15 protein-coding genes and 1 riboswitch are annotated in these 13,848 nt (G+C 66.6%); of the genes, 12 read left to right on the top strand and 3 right to left on the bottom strand.

What is annotated here, in order from left to right; translation table 11 throughout:
• Window positions 1-9: 9 nt before the first annotated feature.
• Window positions 10-690: a type 1 glutamine amidotransferase domain-containing protein gene (locus tag HV798_RS26680; protein WP_025136355.1), complete on the top strand. Its 681-nt coding sequence runs from the start codon at window positions 10-12 to the stop codon at window positions 688-690.
• 162 nt (window positions 691-852) lie between these two features.
• Complete coding sequence (locus tag HV798_RS26675) at window positions 853-1,476, top strand: HD-GYP domain-containing protein (protein WP_175195210.1); 624 nt, start codon at window positions 853-855, stop codon at window positions 1,474-1,476.
• 44 nt (window positions 1,477-1,520) lie between these two features.
• Here the strand turns inward: HV798_RS26675 and HV798_RS26670 are convergent, their stop codons facing one another.
• The gene (locus HV798_RS26670) at window positions 1,521-3,119 is read right to left on the bottom strand and encodes a glycerol-3-phosphate dehydrogenase/oxidase (RefSeq protein WP_175195212.1); all 1,599 of its coding nucleotides are present in this window, start codon (window positions 3,117-3,119) and stop codon (window positions 1,521-1,523) included.
• A gap of 64 nt (window positions 3,120-3,183) precedes the next feature.
• On the bottom strand, window positions 3,184-3,972 hold the full coding sequence (locus HV798_RS26665) for a DeoR/GlpR family DNA-binding transcription regulator (protein ID WP_025136358.1): 789 nt from the start codon (window positions 3,970-3,972) through the stop codon (window positions 3,184-3,186).
• 126 nt (window positions 3,973-4,098) lie between these two features.
• On the opposite strand from HV798_RS26665, the gene HV798_RS26660 reads away from it, so the two are divergent.
• The 10 genes from HV798_RS26660 (at window position 4,099) to HV798_RS26615 (ending at window position 13,250) form a co-directional block, all read left to right on the top strand.
• A complete protein-coding gene (locus HV798_RS26660) occupies window positions 4,099-5,181 on the top strand; it encodes an ABC transporter ATP-binding protein (RefSeq protein WP_175195214.1) in 1,083 nt (360 codons plus the stop codon).
• Window positions 5,181-6,269 carry an ABC transporter ATP-binding protein gene (locus HV798_RS26655; RefSeq protein ID WP_175195216.1) on the top strand — a complete coding sequence of 363 codons (1,089 nt, stop codon included), beginning with the start codon at window positions 5,181-5,183 and terminating at the stop codon, window positions 6,267-6,269. Before HV798_RS26660 ends, HV798_RS26655 begins: the two co-directional genes overlap by 1 nt.
• On the top strand, window positions 6,266-7,156 hold the full coding sequence (locus HV798_RS26650; protein ID WP_025136361.1) for a carbohydrate ABC transporter permease: 891 nt from the start codon (window positions 6,266-6,268) through the stop codon (window positions 7,154-7,156). The genes HV798_RS26655 and HV798_RS26650 overlap by 4 nt, the downstream gene beginning before the upstream one ends.
• Complete coding sequence (locus HV798_RS26645) at window positions 7,149-7,961, top strand: carbohydrate ABC transporter permease (RefSeq protein ID WP_175216590.1); 813 nt, start codon at window positions 7,149-7,151, stop codon at window positions 7,959-7,961. The genes HV798_RS26650 and HV798_RS26645 overlap by 8 nt, the downstream gene beginning before the upstream one ends.
• A gap of 14 nt (window positions 7,962-7,975) precedes the next feature.
• Entirely contained in the window at window positions 7,976-8,284 is a 309-nt protein-coding gene (locus HV798_RS26640; RefSeq protein WP_047992707.1) for a DUF2160 domain-containing protein, read from the top strand.
• A gap of 114 nt (window positions 8,285-8,398) precedes the next feature.
• Window positions 8,399-10,129, top strand: coding sequence for an ABC transporter substrate-binding protein (locus HV798_RS26635; protein ID WP_025136364.1), 1,731 nt, complete (start codon window positions 8,399-8,401; stop codon window positions 10,127-10,129).
• 160 nt (window positions 10,130-10,289) lie between these two features.
• Window positions 10,290-10,610 (top strand): DUF4148 domain-containing protein, encoded by a 321-nt coding sequence (locus HV798_RS26630; protein ID WP_025136365.1) that lies wholly within the window; start codon window positions 10,290-10,292, stop codon window positions 10,608-10,610.
• Window positions 10,611-10,628: 18 nt separating this feature from the next.
• Entirely contained in the window at window positions 10,629-10,991 is a 363-nt protein-coding gene (locus tag HV798_RS26625) for a winged helix-turn-helix domain-containing protein (protein ID WP_025136366.1), read from the top strand.
• Window positions 10,992-11,088: 97 nt separating this feature from the next.
• Window positions 11,089-11,157: riboswitch (Fluoride riboswitch) on the top strand.
• A gap of 126 nt (window positions 11,158-11,283) precedes the next feature.
• A complete protein-coding gene (locus tag HV798_RS26620) occupies window positions 11,284-12,636 on the top strand; it encodes a voltage-gated chloride channel family protein (protein ID WP_175195221.1) in 1,353 nt (450 codons plus the stop codon).
• Window positions 12,633-13,250 (top strand): histidine phosphatase family protein, encoded by a 618-nt coding sequence (locus HV798_RS26615; RefSeq protein ID WP_175195222.1) that lies wholly within the window; start codon window positions 12,633-12,635, stop codon window positions 13,248-13,250. The genes HV798_RS26620 and HV798_RS26615 overlap by 4 nt, the downstream gene beginning before the upstream one ends.
• 27 nt (window positions 13,251-13,277) lie before the next feature.
• Here the strand turns inward: HV798_RS26615 and HV798_RS26610 are convergent, their stop codons facing one another.
• Window positions 13,278-13,757, bottom strand: a complete 480-nt coding sequence (locus HV798_RS26610; protein WP_175195224.1) for a hypothetical protein — start codon at window positions 13,755-13,757, stop codon at window positions 13,278-13,280.
• Window positions 13,758-13,848 lie beyond the last annotated feature (91 nt).

The following is a 13,848-nucleotide window of genomic DNA, read 5'->3' as shown; positions in this document are numbered from 1 at the left end:
GAGCGCAACATGAATATCCTGATCGTGCTGACTTCCCACGACACGCTGGGCAACACGGGCCGCAAGACCGGCTTCTGGCTGGAAGAGTTTGCCGCGCCGTACTACGCCTTCCTGGATGCGGGCGCGACGCTGACGCTGGCCTCGCCGCAGGGCGGCCAGCCACCGCTGGACCCCAAGAGCGACGACCCCGACGCCCAGACCGACGACACCCGCCGCTTTCGCCAGGACCCCGCCGCGCAGCAGCGCCTGGCCGCCACGCGCCGCCTGGCCGAGGTGCAGGCGGCCGACTACGACGCGGTGTTCTATCCCGGCGGCCATGGGCCGCTGTGGGACCTGGCCGAAGACCCCAAGTCGGTCTCGCTGATCGAGACCATGCTGGCCGCCGGCAAGCCCGTGGCCGCGGTGTGCCATGCGCCCGGCGTGCTGCGCCACGCCAAGACCGCCGACGGCAAGCCGCTAGTCCAAGGCCGCCAGGTGACGGGCTTTTCCAACGCGGAAGAAGCGGCGGTGCAACTGACCGACGTGGTGCCTTTCCTGGTGGAAGACGAACTGGCCGCGCTGGGCGGGCTGTACACCAAAGGGCCGGACTGGCAGCCGTATGTCGTGTCCGACGGGCTCTTGATCACCGGGCAGAATCCCGCCTCGTCGGTGGGCGTGGCGCAGGCGCTGCTGGACCGCCTGAAGGCGTGATGCGCGGGCGCGTTGGCAGGCTGGCGGGATGCCTGCCGACGCCATGCCGATGTCTGCATCGTTGTACGGCCCGATGCGCCGCGCAGGCCGCGCGCTTGTGTCAGAATTGATACTTTCTGACACAGGCGCGCGGTTCCGTTGCAACCGCGCGCGCCATGCCTAATGCCTCCAGACTTGCCCCCGCAGGACGCGTCCGCGCCTGCTGCCTGTTCCGCCGGTTCTTGTGAAGCCGCGCTGTTCGCCGCGATGCAGGCTCGCGATCTTGCCACCGGCCGTCATTGCCATCGCGTCGTCGCCCTGAGCGTGGCGCTGGCCCACGCTTGCGGCTTGCCCGAAGACGAACAACAGGCCGTTGCCGTGGCCGCCCGCCTGCACGACGTAGGCAAGATCGGCACCCCCGACCGCGTGCTGTTCTCGCCCAAGCGGTTGGAAAAAGAAGATTGGGAAATCATGAAGTCGCACGCCGCCGTCGGCGCCGACATCATCATGCATAGCGACATGCCGCAGCGTGAACAGATCGCGCTGGCCGTGCGCCATCACCACGAACACTTCGATGGCTCAGGCTATCCCGACGGCCTGGCCGGGCACGACATTCCGCTGCATTCGCGCATCATCTCGTTGGCCGACTCCTACGATGCGCTGGGCGACGCGCGGCCCTATCACCCGGCGCGCACGCACGCCGAGATCCTGCGCATTCTGAATGTGGAAGCCGGGGCCAAGTGCGACCCGGACCTGCTGCGCGTCTTCGAGACGATGATCCAGCACAGCCCGCTGCGCGTGCCTTGACCGCAGAGGGTGAGGCGCGCGCCGCGTGGGCGGCGCGCGCGAGATCACTTCAGCTTGTAGTGCGCGGCCACGCCGGCCAGCTCTTGCAGCGTGCGCTGCTGCCAGGCGGCGTCGTGGCCCAGTTCCTCGGCCAGGATGCGCGCGACTTCCGGCGCGGCCATCAGGGCGGCGTCGGCGTCCAGGAACAGCGCGCGGTTGCGGCGCGCCAGCACGTCTTCGGCGCTACGCGCCAATTCGAAACGCGCCGCGAAACGCACGTGTGCTTCGGACAGGCCGCTGCTTTTCACCAGCATGCGGTCCGCGCCGGGCAGGGCCTTGAGCGCGGGCAGGTCGCTACCGTAGTAGCTGTCCGGCGTGCCGGCGTGTTCCTGCGAGGGCGCAAGGCCGTTCGCGCCATGCAGCGCCAGCGATTCGGTGCGGCAGCTGGCCTGCGTCAGCAACTGGTGCTGGATCGCCGTATCCACCACATCCTGCGCCATGCGGCGGTAGGTCGTCCACTTGCCGCCCGTGACCGTCACCAGCCCGGCCTGCGACACCAGGATGGTGTGCTCGCGCGACAGCGACTTGGTGGAGGCATCGCCGGTGGCCTTGACCAGCGGCCGCAGGCCCGCCCAGACGCTGGTGACATCGTCGCGCGTGGGCTTGCGGCTGAGGTAGCGCGCGGCCGTCTGCAGGATGAAGTCCACGTCCTGCGCGCCGGCTTCCGGGTCCAGCGGCAGATCGTTGCGCGGTGAATCGGTGGTGCCCACGATGGTGTGGCCGTTCCAGGGCACCACGAACAGCACGCGGCCGTCGTCAGTCTTGGGAATCAGGATGGCGCGCTTGCCGGGCAGGAAGTCCTGCGGCAGCGTCAGGTGCACGCCCTGGCTGGGCGCCACCATGGTCGGCGCGTTCTTGTCTTCCATGCGGCGCACGCTGTCGACCCATACGCCGGTGGCGTTGATCACGCAGCGCGCGCGCAGCGTGAAGGTGGCTTCGCCCAGCGCGTCCTGCGCGGTCACGCCGTCGACCTTGCCGCCGGTGGTGGTCAGGCCCGTGGCGCGCACGTAGTTCACCGCCGTGCCGCCCAGGTCGAACAGGGTGCGCATCAGGCTGAGCGCCAGACGCGCATCGTCGAACTGGCCGTCGTAGTACAGCACGCCGCCTTTCAGGCCGCGGCCGTTGACGTTTTCGGCCAGCGTGGGCGCATTGGCCAGCGTGTCGCGGCGCGACAGCCAGCGGCTGGGCGCCAGGTTCAGCTTGCCGGCCAGCATGTCGTACATCTTCAGGCCGATGCCGTAGAAGGGCTGGTCCAGCAGGTTGTAGGCCGGCACCACGAAGCCCAGCGGCCACACCAGGTGCGGCGCGTTCTGGTTGAGCAGGCCGCGTTCGTGCAGGGCCTCGCGCACCAGGCTGATGTTGCCTTGCGCCAGGTAGCGCACGCCGCCGTGGACCAGCTTGGTGGCCTTGCTGGACGTGCCCTTGGCAAAGTCGGCGGCTTCGATCAGCAGGGTGCGGTAGCCGCGGCTGGCGGCGTCGACGGCCGTGCCCAGGCCGGTGGCGCCGCCGCCGATGACGATCACGTCCCAGGCGGGCGTGTTGTCCAGTTGCGCCAGCAGGCGGTTGCGGTCGGGCGGGGTGACAGAGGCGGACGTTTGGTTCATATGCAAGGGGGCGGCTGGGCCGCTAGGTAATCAGTGCGGTGTTTCGTAGGGGCAGGGCCCCGCGTCAGGCGGCCTTGGCGGCGTTCGGCGCGGCGGCGACCTCGCAGCGCACGCCGGAATCCAGCAGCACCTGGGCCAGCGGTTCCTGCGGATGCGCGTCGGTGAAAAAGCGGTCGATCTGCGAAATGTGCGCCAGTTCCACCATGGCCTGGCGCTTGAACTTGCTGCTGTCGGCGGCCAGCCAGACCTCGCGCGATTGCTCGATGATCGTGCGCGCCACGCGCACTTCGCGAAAATCGTAGTCGCGCAGCGTGCCGTCGGCCTCGATGCCGGAAATGCCGATCAGGCCGATGTCGACCTTGAACTGGCGAATGAAGTCCATGGTGGCTTCGCCGACGATGCCGCGGTCGCGCGAACGCACCACGCCGCCGGCCACGATGACCTCGCAATCGGGGTTGTCCGACAGGATGTCCGCCACGTGCAGGTTGTTGGTGATGACGCGCAGGCCGCGGTGGCGCAAGAGGGCGCGCGCGATGGCCTCGGTGGTGGTGCCGATGTTCAGGATCAGCGAACAGCCGTCGGGCACGGCGCGGGCCACGGCCTCGGCAATGCGTTGCTTGCCGGCCGCGTGCAGCCCCTGGCGCTTGCGGTAGGCGATGTTCTCGATGGTCGACGCTTCGATGCGCACGCCGCCATGAAAGCGCGACAGCAGGCCGGCTTCGGACAGGATGTTGACGTCGCGCCGCACGGTCTGCAGCGTGACGTCAAAGCGTTTGGCAAGCTCTTCGATCGTGGCCGAGCCTTGGGCTCGCACCATTTCGATCAAGGCGCTTTGTCTAGGATTCAGTGTCATGTTCGCATCATAAAACAACAAAAGCGAAAAATAATGACGCACTGCAAGATTGTTTTTTGTTCGCTTCTTCGGTAAAACGCACAAAAAACGAAAGCGATCTGAAAGAAAACCCCCGCAGGAGACCAGATGCAGCTGACCCTGGACAGGATAGGTTTGCGAGCCGGCTCGCAGACGCACCTGTATCCGATGACCCTGGCCCCGGTGCCGGGCGCCATGACCGTTTTGCTGGGGGCCACCCTGGCGGGCAAGACATCGCTGATGCGCATCATGGCCGGGCTGGACCGGCCTACCGAAGGCACGGTGCTGGCCGACGGCCGCGACGTGACCGGGGTGCCGGTGCGCCAGCGCAATGTCGCCATGGTCTACCAGCAATTCATCAACTATCCGTCCATGACGGTGTTCGACAACATCGCCTCGCCGCTCAAGCTGCGCGGCGAAGCGGGCATCGCCGACAAGGTCGGCGCCATGGCGGCGCGGCTGCACATCGATCACCTGCTGGCGCGCTACCCGTCGGAACTGTCAGGCGGCCAGCAGCAGCGGGTGGCCCTGGCCCGGGCCCTGGCCAAGAACGCGCCGCTGATCCTGCTGGACGAACCCCTGGTCAACCTGGACTACAAGCTGCGCGAAGAACTGCGCGACGAGCTTTCAGCCTTGTTCGCGCAGGGCCGTTCCACCGTGGTGTATGCCACCACCGAACCGGGCGAAGCCCTGTTGCTGGGCGGCCACACCGCGGTGCTCGATGCCGGCGAACTGCTGCAATATGGCCCCACGGCCGAGGTCTTTCACCGGCCCAATTCCATCCGCGTGGCGCGCGCGTTCAGCGATCCGCCCATGAATCTGTTCGCCGCGCACCGTAACGAACAGGGCTTTGCGTTGCAGGGCGGCATCACCGTGAACCGGCATCTGCCGCCCAGCACGGGCGCCGACCTGACCGCCGGCCTGCGCGCCGGGGCGCTGGACGTCACCCCGCGCCCGGGCCACATCGCCCTGGACGGTGTGGTCAAGCTGGCCGAGATTTCCGGGTCCGACACCTTCGTGCATGCCCGCACGGCGGCCGGCGACGTGGTCGCGCAGTTGCCCGGCGTGCATCGCTACACGCTGGACCAGCCGCTGACGCTGTATTTCGACCCGGCGCAGACCTACGCCTTTGGCGCCGATGGCGCCTTGCTGGCCGCGCCCGCGCGCCGCACCGCAACAGGGGCCGAGTGATGGCGCAGATCGAGCTGGACCTCTCTCATTCCTACGTCGCCCACCCCCAGGCCGACGAGGACTATGCGCTGCTGCCGCTGAAATTCACCTTCCGCGACGGCGGCGCCTACGCCTTGCTGGGCCCGTCGGGCTGCGGCAAGACCACCTTGCTCAATTGCGTATCGGGCCTTTTGCGCCCGTCCCACGGCCGCATCCTGTTCGACGGCCAGGACGTCACCGGCAAGACGCCGCAGGCGCGCAATATCGCCCAGGTGTTCCAGTTTCCGGTGGTGTACGACACCATGACGGTCGCCGAGAACCTGGCTTTTCCGCTGCGCAACCGCGGCGTGCCGCCCGAGCGCATCCGCGAACGCGTCGGCCGCATCGCCGAAATGCTGGAGATGTCGCACGTGCTGAATCGCCGCGCCAGCGGCCTGACCGCCGACGCCAAGCAGAAGATCTCGCTGGGCCGCGGCCTGGTGCGCAACGACGTGTCGGCCATTCTGTTCGACGAACCGCTCACCGTCATCGACCCCCAGCTCAAATGGGAACTGCGCAGAAAGCTCAAGGAAATCCACCACGAATTCAAGCTCACGCTGATCTACGTGACGCATGACCAGACCGAGGCGCTGACCTTTGCCGACCAAGTGATGGTGATGGCGCGCGGACGCGCGGTGCAGGTGGGCAGCGCCGACGACCTGTTCGAACGCCCCGCGCATACCTTCGTGGGCCACTTCATCGGTTCGCCCGGCATGAACTTCCTGCCCGCGCAGTGGCGCGATGGCGCGCTGCGGGTGGGGCAGTGCCGCGTCGATGGCGTATCCGATGCCCTGGCGGCCAGGCTGGCTCAAGCCGGCCCGGTCAAGCTGGGCGTGCGCCCCGAGTACCTGCGCCTGACCGACGCCCAGGCGCCCGGCGCCTTGCCGGTGCGGGTGGACAGGGTGCAGGACGTGGGCACCTACACGCTGCTGGTGGCCGACTTCGAAGGCACGCCGCTGCGGGCCCGCCTGGGCGCCGACATTCCCGCCATCGCGCCCGGCGCCACGGTGTGGCTGTCGGCCCTGAATCCGCACACGTGCTTTTACCGCGACGAGGAACTGATCCGATGAAACCGATCAATCACCGGGCCTGGTTCCTGGTTCTGCCCGTGGTGCTGTGCGTGGCGTTTTCGGCCATTCTGCCGCTGATGACCATCGTCAATTACTCGGTGCAGGACATCATCTCGCCCGAGCGCCGCGTGTTCGTCGGCACCGAATGGTTCGCCGCCGTGCTGCAGGATGAAGAACTGCACGGCGCGCTGTTTCGCCAGATCGGCTTTTCGCTCGCCGTGCTGGCCATCGAGATCCCGCTGGGCATCCTGCTGGCGCTGTCGATGCCGGCCAGCGGCTGGCGGGCATCGGCGGTGCTGGTCATCATCGCGCTGTCGCTGCTGATTCCCTGGAACGTGGTGGGCACCATCTGGCAGGTGTTCGGCCGCACCGACATCGGCCTGCTGGGCGCGACGCTGTCGTGGCTGGGCGTGGACTACAACTACACCGGCAATGACGTCGACGCCTGGGTCACCGTGCTGGTGATGGACGTGTGGCACTGGACGCCGCTGGTGGCGTTGCTGTGCTATGCGGGCCTGCGCGCCATTCCCGACGCCTACTACCAGGCCGCCCGCATCGACGGCGCTTCGCGCCTGGCCGTGTTCCGCTTCATCCAGCTGCCCAAGATGCGCGGCGTGCTGATGATCGCGGTGCTGCTGCGCTTCATGGACAGCTTCATGATCTACACCGAACCCTTCGTCCTGACCGGCGGCGGGCCGGGCAACGCCACCACCTTCCTGTCGCAATACCTGACGCAGAAGGCCGTGGGCCAGTTCGACCTGGGCCCGGCCGCGGCGTTCTCGATCATCTACTTCCTGATCATCCTGCTCTTGTGCTTCATCCTCTACAACTGGATGCAGCGCGCCGGCACCACCGGCGGCTTTGACGAGGAGCGTGCCAATGCGTGACCCATCCACCTGGTGGCGCGGCGCCTTCCTGGCGCTGTACCTGGTGTTCGCCATCCTGCCGCTGTACTGGATGCTGAACATGTCGTTCAAGACCAATACTGAAATCGTCAGCACGCTGACCCTGTGGCCGCGCGATTTCACGGTGGAACACTACCGCAAGATCTTCACCGATCCTGCCTGGTATTCGGGCTACATCAATTCGCTGATCTACGTCGTCATCAACACCGTCATCTCGCTGGCCGTGGCGCTGCCCGCCGCGTATGCGTTCTCGCGCTACCGCTTCATCGGCGACAAGCACGTGTTCTTCTGGCTGTTGACCAACCGCATGACGCCGCCGGCCGTGTTCCTCTTGCCGTTCTTCCAGCTGTACAGCTCGTTCGGGCTGATGGACACCCACCTGGCCGTGGCGCTGGCGCACCTGGTATTCAACGTGCCGTTGGCCGTGTGGATCCTGGAAGGCTTCATGTCCGGCGTGCCGCGGGAAATCGACGAAACCGCGTATGTCGACGGCTACTCGTTCCCGCGTTTTTTCCTGACGATCTTCCTGCCTCTGATCAAGTCCGGCGTCGGCGTGGCGGCGTTCTTCTGCTTCATGTTCAGCTGGGTCGAACTGCTGCTGGCCCGCACGCTCACGTCCGTCAACGCCAAGCCCATCGTCGCCACCATGACCCGAACCGTCTCGGCATCAGGCATGGACTGGGGCGTGCTGGCTGCGGCGGGCGTGCTGACCATCGTGCCCGGCGGCATCGTCATCTGGTTCGTGCGGCACTACATCGCGAAGGGCTTCGCGATGGGCCGCGTTTAGGACAGGGGGCACACATGTTCAGCTGGATGGTATGGACCACCCCGGTCGCCGTGTTCTTCTCGTGCATCGTCCTGATGCTGGTGGGCATGACGGTCTGGGAACTGAAATCGCCCACGGTCGAGCGCAAGGGCTTCCTGCCCCTGCGCACCACCCGCGGCGACCGCCTGTTCATCGGCTTGATGGCCGCGGCCTGGCTCAACCTGGCGTTCCTGGGTTTCGGCCAGAAGGCGGTGGAATGGTTTTCGCTGGATGAGCCGCCATCGGTGTGGATCAGCTTCGTGCTGTCCATGCTGCTGCTGGCGTTCATCATGAGAAAAGGCTGAAAGGGGCAACAGAACCCCACGCGACATCAGCGGTTTGGAAGGACTATCGGCCAGCGTCTTCCCCGGCCAGCGGTCCGCAGCACGATACGGGAAGACTAATCGAGGAGACAGGTCATGAAATTGCGCATGCACGCCATGGCGGCCGCCATCGCCCTGATCGGTACGTCAGGAGCCTGGGCCGGCGAGCCGGAAGCGAAAAAGTGGGTCGATTCGGAATTCCAGCCGTCGTCCCTGTCCAAAGACCAGCAGATGGCCGAGATGAAGTGGTTCATCGAAACCGCTGCCAAGCTCAAGGCCAAGGGCGTCACGGAAATCAACGTGGTGTCCGAAACGATCACCACGCATGAATACGAGTCCAAGACCCTGGCAAAGGCCTTCACGGAAATCACCGGCATCAAGGTCAACCACGACCTGATCCAGGAAGGCGACGTGGTCGAGAAGCTGCAGACCTCGATGCAGTCCGGCAAATCCATCTACGACGGCTGGATCTCCGATTCCGACCTGATCGGCACCCACTACCGCTACGGCGCCATCCTGCCGCTGTCCGACTACATGGCCGGCGCCGGCAAGGAATGGACCAACCCGGGCCTGGACCTGAAGGACTTCATCGGCACCAAGTTCACCACCGCGCCGGACGGCAAGCTGTACCAGCTGCCCGACCAGCAATTCGCCAACGTCTACTGGTTCCGCGCCGACTGGTTCGCCCGGCAGGACCTGAAAGACAAGTTCAAGGCCAAGTACGGCTACGACCTGGGCGTGCCCACCAACTGGTCCGCCTACGAAGACATCGCCGATTTCTTCTCCAACGACGTCAAGGAAATCGACGGCAAGAAGGTCTATGGCCACATGGACTACGGCAAGAAAGACCCGTCGCTGGGCTGGCGCTTCACCGATGCGTGGCTGTCCATGGCCGGCGCCGCCGACAAGGGCCTGCCCAACGGCCTGCCGGTGGACGAATGGGGCATCCGAGTCGCCGACGACAAGTGCACCCCCGTGGGCGCGTCGGTCGCGCGCGGCGGCGCCACCAACAGTCCGGCCGCCGTCTACGCGCTGACCAAGTACGTCGACTGGATGAAGAAGTACGCGCCGCAGCAGGCCATGGGCATGACCTTCTCGGAATCCGGCCCGGTGCCCGCGCAAGGCCAGATCGCCCAGCAGATCTTCTGGTACACGGCCTTTACCGCCGACATGACCAAGAAGGGCCTGCCGGTCGTCAACGAAGACGGCACCCCCAAGTGGCGCATGGCCCCGTCGCCGTATGGCCCGTACTGGAAGGACGGCATGCAGAACGGCTACCAGGACGTCGGCTCGTGGACCTTCTTCAAGTCCACCAACCCCGACAAGATGGCCGCCGCCTGGCTGTACGCCCAGTTCGTCACGTCCAAGTCGGTCTCGCTCAAGAAGTCCATCACCGGCCTGACCTTCATTCGCGACAGCGACATCCACAGCGACTACTTCACCAAGAACGCGGCCAACTACGGCGGCCTGATCGAGTTCTACCGCAGCCCGGCACGCGTGGCCTGGACCCCCACCGGCAACAACGTGCCCGACTACCCCAAGCTGGCCCAGCTGTGGTGGAAGAACGTCGCCACCGCCGTCACTGGCGAGAAGACCCCGCAGGCCGCCATGGACAACCTGGCCAATGAAATGGACCAGGTCATGGCCCGCCTGGAACGCGCCGGCATGGCCCAATGCGCGCCCAAGCTGAACGCGAAGGGCGATCCGAACAAGTGGCTGTCGGATCAGCACGCGCCGTGGAAGAAGCTGGGCAATGAAAAGCCCAAGGGCGAGACGGTGGCTTATGAAAAGCTGCTGGAAGCCTGGAAGGAGGGCAAGGTGCGGTAAGCGCATCGACGCCTGAGGTTTTTCATCCCGCGCCACGGCTGGTCCGTGGCGCTTTTTTCTGGATGTCAAAAACGTAATCTCCCTATCCGCTTTCTGTCTGCATCGCCTTCCTAGAATGAATTCCGTGCAGTACCCAACGTGATTCTTAGGAGTGTGAAGCATGCAGATTCTTCGTAAAACCGCTTTGTTCCTGGCCCTGGCGACGGGCGTGTCGGGCGCCGCGCTGGCGCAGCCGGTGGCATCGGCCGGGGCGCCGGCCACGGCGTTGACCAGTCCGTATGGCCAGTCGTTGACCCGCGCCGAAGTGCTGGCCGATCTGGCGCTGTGGAAGCGGGCCGGGGTGGACCGGTTCTGGCGCGGCGAGGCCACGCCGGATATCTACAGCCCGGAATACAAGGCCGCGTTTTCGGAATACGTGCGGCTGCGCACGGGGCCGGATTACCAGGCCGAGGTGCAGCGCCAGACTGACGCGCGCCGCTAGCCGCGAGAGGGCCTGGACGTGAGCCACATCCTGCTCACCGGCATGCCCGAGTCCGGCGACAGGTTGCAATTCGCGGACCTGGAGCTGGACCTGCTGCGCTTTCGGGCATGGCGCGATGGCCAGGCGCTGCTGTTGACGCCCAAGGAATTCGGGCTGCTGGCCTTGCTGATGGGCAGCCCGGGCGCGGTGTTCACCAGCTGGCAGCTGGCCGAGCAGGTCTGGAAGACCAAGGCGCATGTCCACGGGCCGCAGCACGTCAAGTGCCAGGCGGTGGCGATCGCCATGCGGCGATTGCGCAAGAAGGTCGATGGCGGCTGCCGGCCGCGGCTGCTGCACGTGATCCGCGGCGGCAGCTTCATGTTGGCCGCCGGGCCGCTGTGACGGCGCGCGTCCGGCCCAGGTCGCGCGGCAGCCATCCGCCTGGTTGTGGGGCCAGCCCATCGGCATCTTGGCAGGCCACGCCGCCTTCGGCTATATTCCTGCCAACGGAGATGGTGTTCCTCCTTTAACCACCGCGCCTTGCGCGGTTGATGACGCCTACAGAAACCTGACCAACGTCGGGGCTGTAGGCGTTCGCATTTTTGGCCTCATCTGGCTTTAATTGCGACTTCATCTGCGGCTTCTGTTCAGCCTTGAACCATTGGTCAGCCCGAGTCCTTTCGAGCCTTGACCCATGCCGCGATTTCCCCGTGTAGAACCCTTTGAGCTCTTGCCCTACGCCGGCAAGTGGTTCGCAATTGCGTCCCTGGTCGGCGCGCTGGCCGGCTGCGCGTCGGCGATCTTTCTGGTCGCCCTGGACCTGGCCACCGGCTGGCGGCAAAGCCACGCCTGGGTGATCTGGCTGCTGCCGGTGGCCGGCTTTGCGGTGGGCTACGTGTACCACCGGCTGGGCAAGTCGGTGGATGCCGGCAACAACCTCATCATCGACGAGATCCATGACCCCAAGAAGGTCGTGCCGCTGCGCATGGTGCCGCTGGTGCTGGGCGGCACGGTCGTGTCGCATCTGTTCGGCGCGTCGGTCGGGCGCGAAGGCACCGCGGTGCAGATGGGCGGCGCGCTGGCGGACCAGCTGACGCGCCTGCTCCGGCTGGAACGCGAAGACCGCCGGGTGTTGCTGATGTCGGGCATCAGCGCCGGTTTTTCGTCGGTGTTCGGCACGCCGCTGGCCGGCGCGGTGTTCGGGCTGGAGGTGCTGGCCATCGGCCGCATGCGCTACGACGCGCTGTTTCCCTGCCTGGTCGCCAGCATCGTGGCCGATCAGGTCTGCCTGGCCTGGGGCATTCACCACACGGCGTATGCGATCGGCGCGATCGCACCCGTGGGCGTGGCCAGCGTGGCGGCGGTGTTTGCGGCGGGTATCGTTTTTGGCCTGGTCGGCATGTTGTTTGCGGCCGCCGTGCACAGGCTGGCGGGCGGGGTCAGGCAGGCTATTGCCTACGCGCCGCTGCGCCCAGTGGCGGGCGGCATCGTCATCGCGACGGCGGTGTGGGCGCTGGACGCCTACCGCTACATCGGCCTGGGCATTCCCGACATCGTGCGTTCGTTTCAGGCGCCGATGGCGCCGTGGGACTTCCTGGGAAAGTTCGCCTTTACCGTGGCCTCGCTGGGCACGGGCTTCAAGGGCGGCGAAGTCACGCCGCTGTTCTATATCGGCGCCACGCTGGGTAATGCGCTGGCGCCGCTCTTGCACATGCCGTTCGCGATGATGGCCGGTATCGGCTTCGTGGCTGTGTTTGCCGGCGCGGCCAACACGCCGATCGCGACCACGCTGATGGCCATGGAACTGTTCGGCGCCGACATCGGCCCGCTGGCGGCCATCGGCTGCGTCACGGCCTATCTGTTTTCCGGACATGCGGGCATCTACCGGGCCCAGCGTGTCGGCCATCGCAAGCATCACCGGCAAGGGCAGGGCGGCGGTTCGGCCGACTTATCCTTGTCAGACCCGCCGCCGGGTGTTCACGCTGTCGCCGCCAAGGCGGCACCGGCCCGGCCACTTTCGCGCCATCAACAGGAGAAGCGCACATGACCAAGATCATCCTGGCCCGCCATGGCCACGTCGACTGGATTTCACCGGAACGGTTCCGGGGCCGGGCAGAGGTGCCGCTGTCCGATCTGGGGCAGCGCCAGGCCCGTGTGTTGGGCGCACGGGTCGCCAAGTCGTGGCGGCCTGATGCCCTGTACACCAGCCCGCTGTCGCGCTGCGTGCGCACGGGTGCCGAAATCGCCAGCGCAACGGGTGCCAGCGCCGGCATTCTCGACGCCTTGGCCGACACCGATTACGGCGAATGGCAGGGGCTGACCCACGAAGAGGTGCGCGCCCGCTGGCCCGAGCAGCATCGGCTTTGGCTGCAAGCGCCCGACCTGGCGGCGATTCCGGGCGGCGAGACGCTGGCGGGCGTGCTGGCGCGAGGCATCGGCGTGCTGCAGTACGTGATGCAGGCGCACGCCGGGCAGACCGTGGTGCTGGTGGGGCACGACAGCATCAACCGCATCCTGCTGTTGCAGGCGCTGGGGCTGCCCTTGTCGCGCTACTGGCGCATCACGCAGCAGCCGTGCTGCGTCAATGAAATCGACATCGACGGCGAGACCTTCACGCTGCATCGGCTGAACGAGACCCTGCATACCGAGGGCATCGTGTAGCGGCCAGGGTGGCGTGGCCGTTCGGGATCAGGCGTGCTCGGCGCTGGCCTGCGGGGTCTCGCGGGCCGCCAACTCCGCCAGCGTGTCGGCCTGCCAGGCGAATTCGATGGTGAATGCGTCCGGGTCCGAGATTGCTCCGTAACCGCCCTGGCCGTACACCGCGGCGTAGGCGGCGTATTCCGCGGCGCGCAGCGCCTTGCCGGCCAGCGCGGCGGCGACAGCGTACGTCGCGGAGACGGCGGCATGGCCGCAGCCGTCGATGGAGGTCGAGCCGGGGTGATGGTTGGCCAGGCGCGCAGCCAGCGCAGAGGCGTCGGCCAATTGCGCGTCGGTGGCGGTGCCCACGAGATAGCGGCCCAGCGTCGCCAGGCAGGCGATGGCCTGCGGCGCTTCCAGCAGGTGTTCGACCCGCTGCGTACAGGCGTGGCCAAAGGCCAGGCGCAGGGGCGCGTGGGCAGGGGCATCCAGGTCCAGCTGGCTGGCCAGGCGTTCCAGGGCGATGTTCATGGTGAGGCTCCTTGCGAGCGGTCAGGGCGGGGCGACCGGCGTCAGTCAGGCCTTGTCAAAGCGCGGCGAAACAGGCTGGCGTGATGGCGCC

The sequence above is a fragment of the Achromobacter deleyi genome (assembly GCF_902859705.1).
Lineage (GTDB): Bacteria > Pseudomonadota > Gammaproteobacteria > Burkholderiales > Burkholderiaceae_B > Achromobacter > Achromobacter deleyi.
The sequence above is the reverse complement of the archived record's forward strand: the minus strand, read 5'-3'. Positions and strand labels throughout refer to the sequence as shown.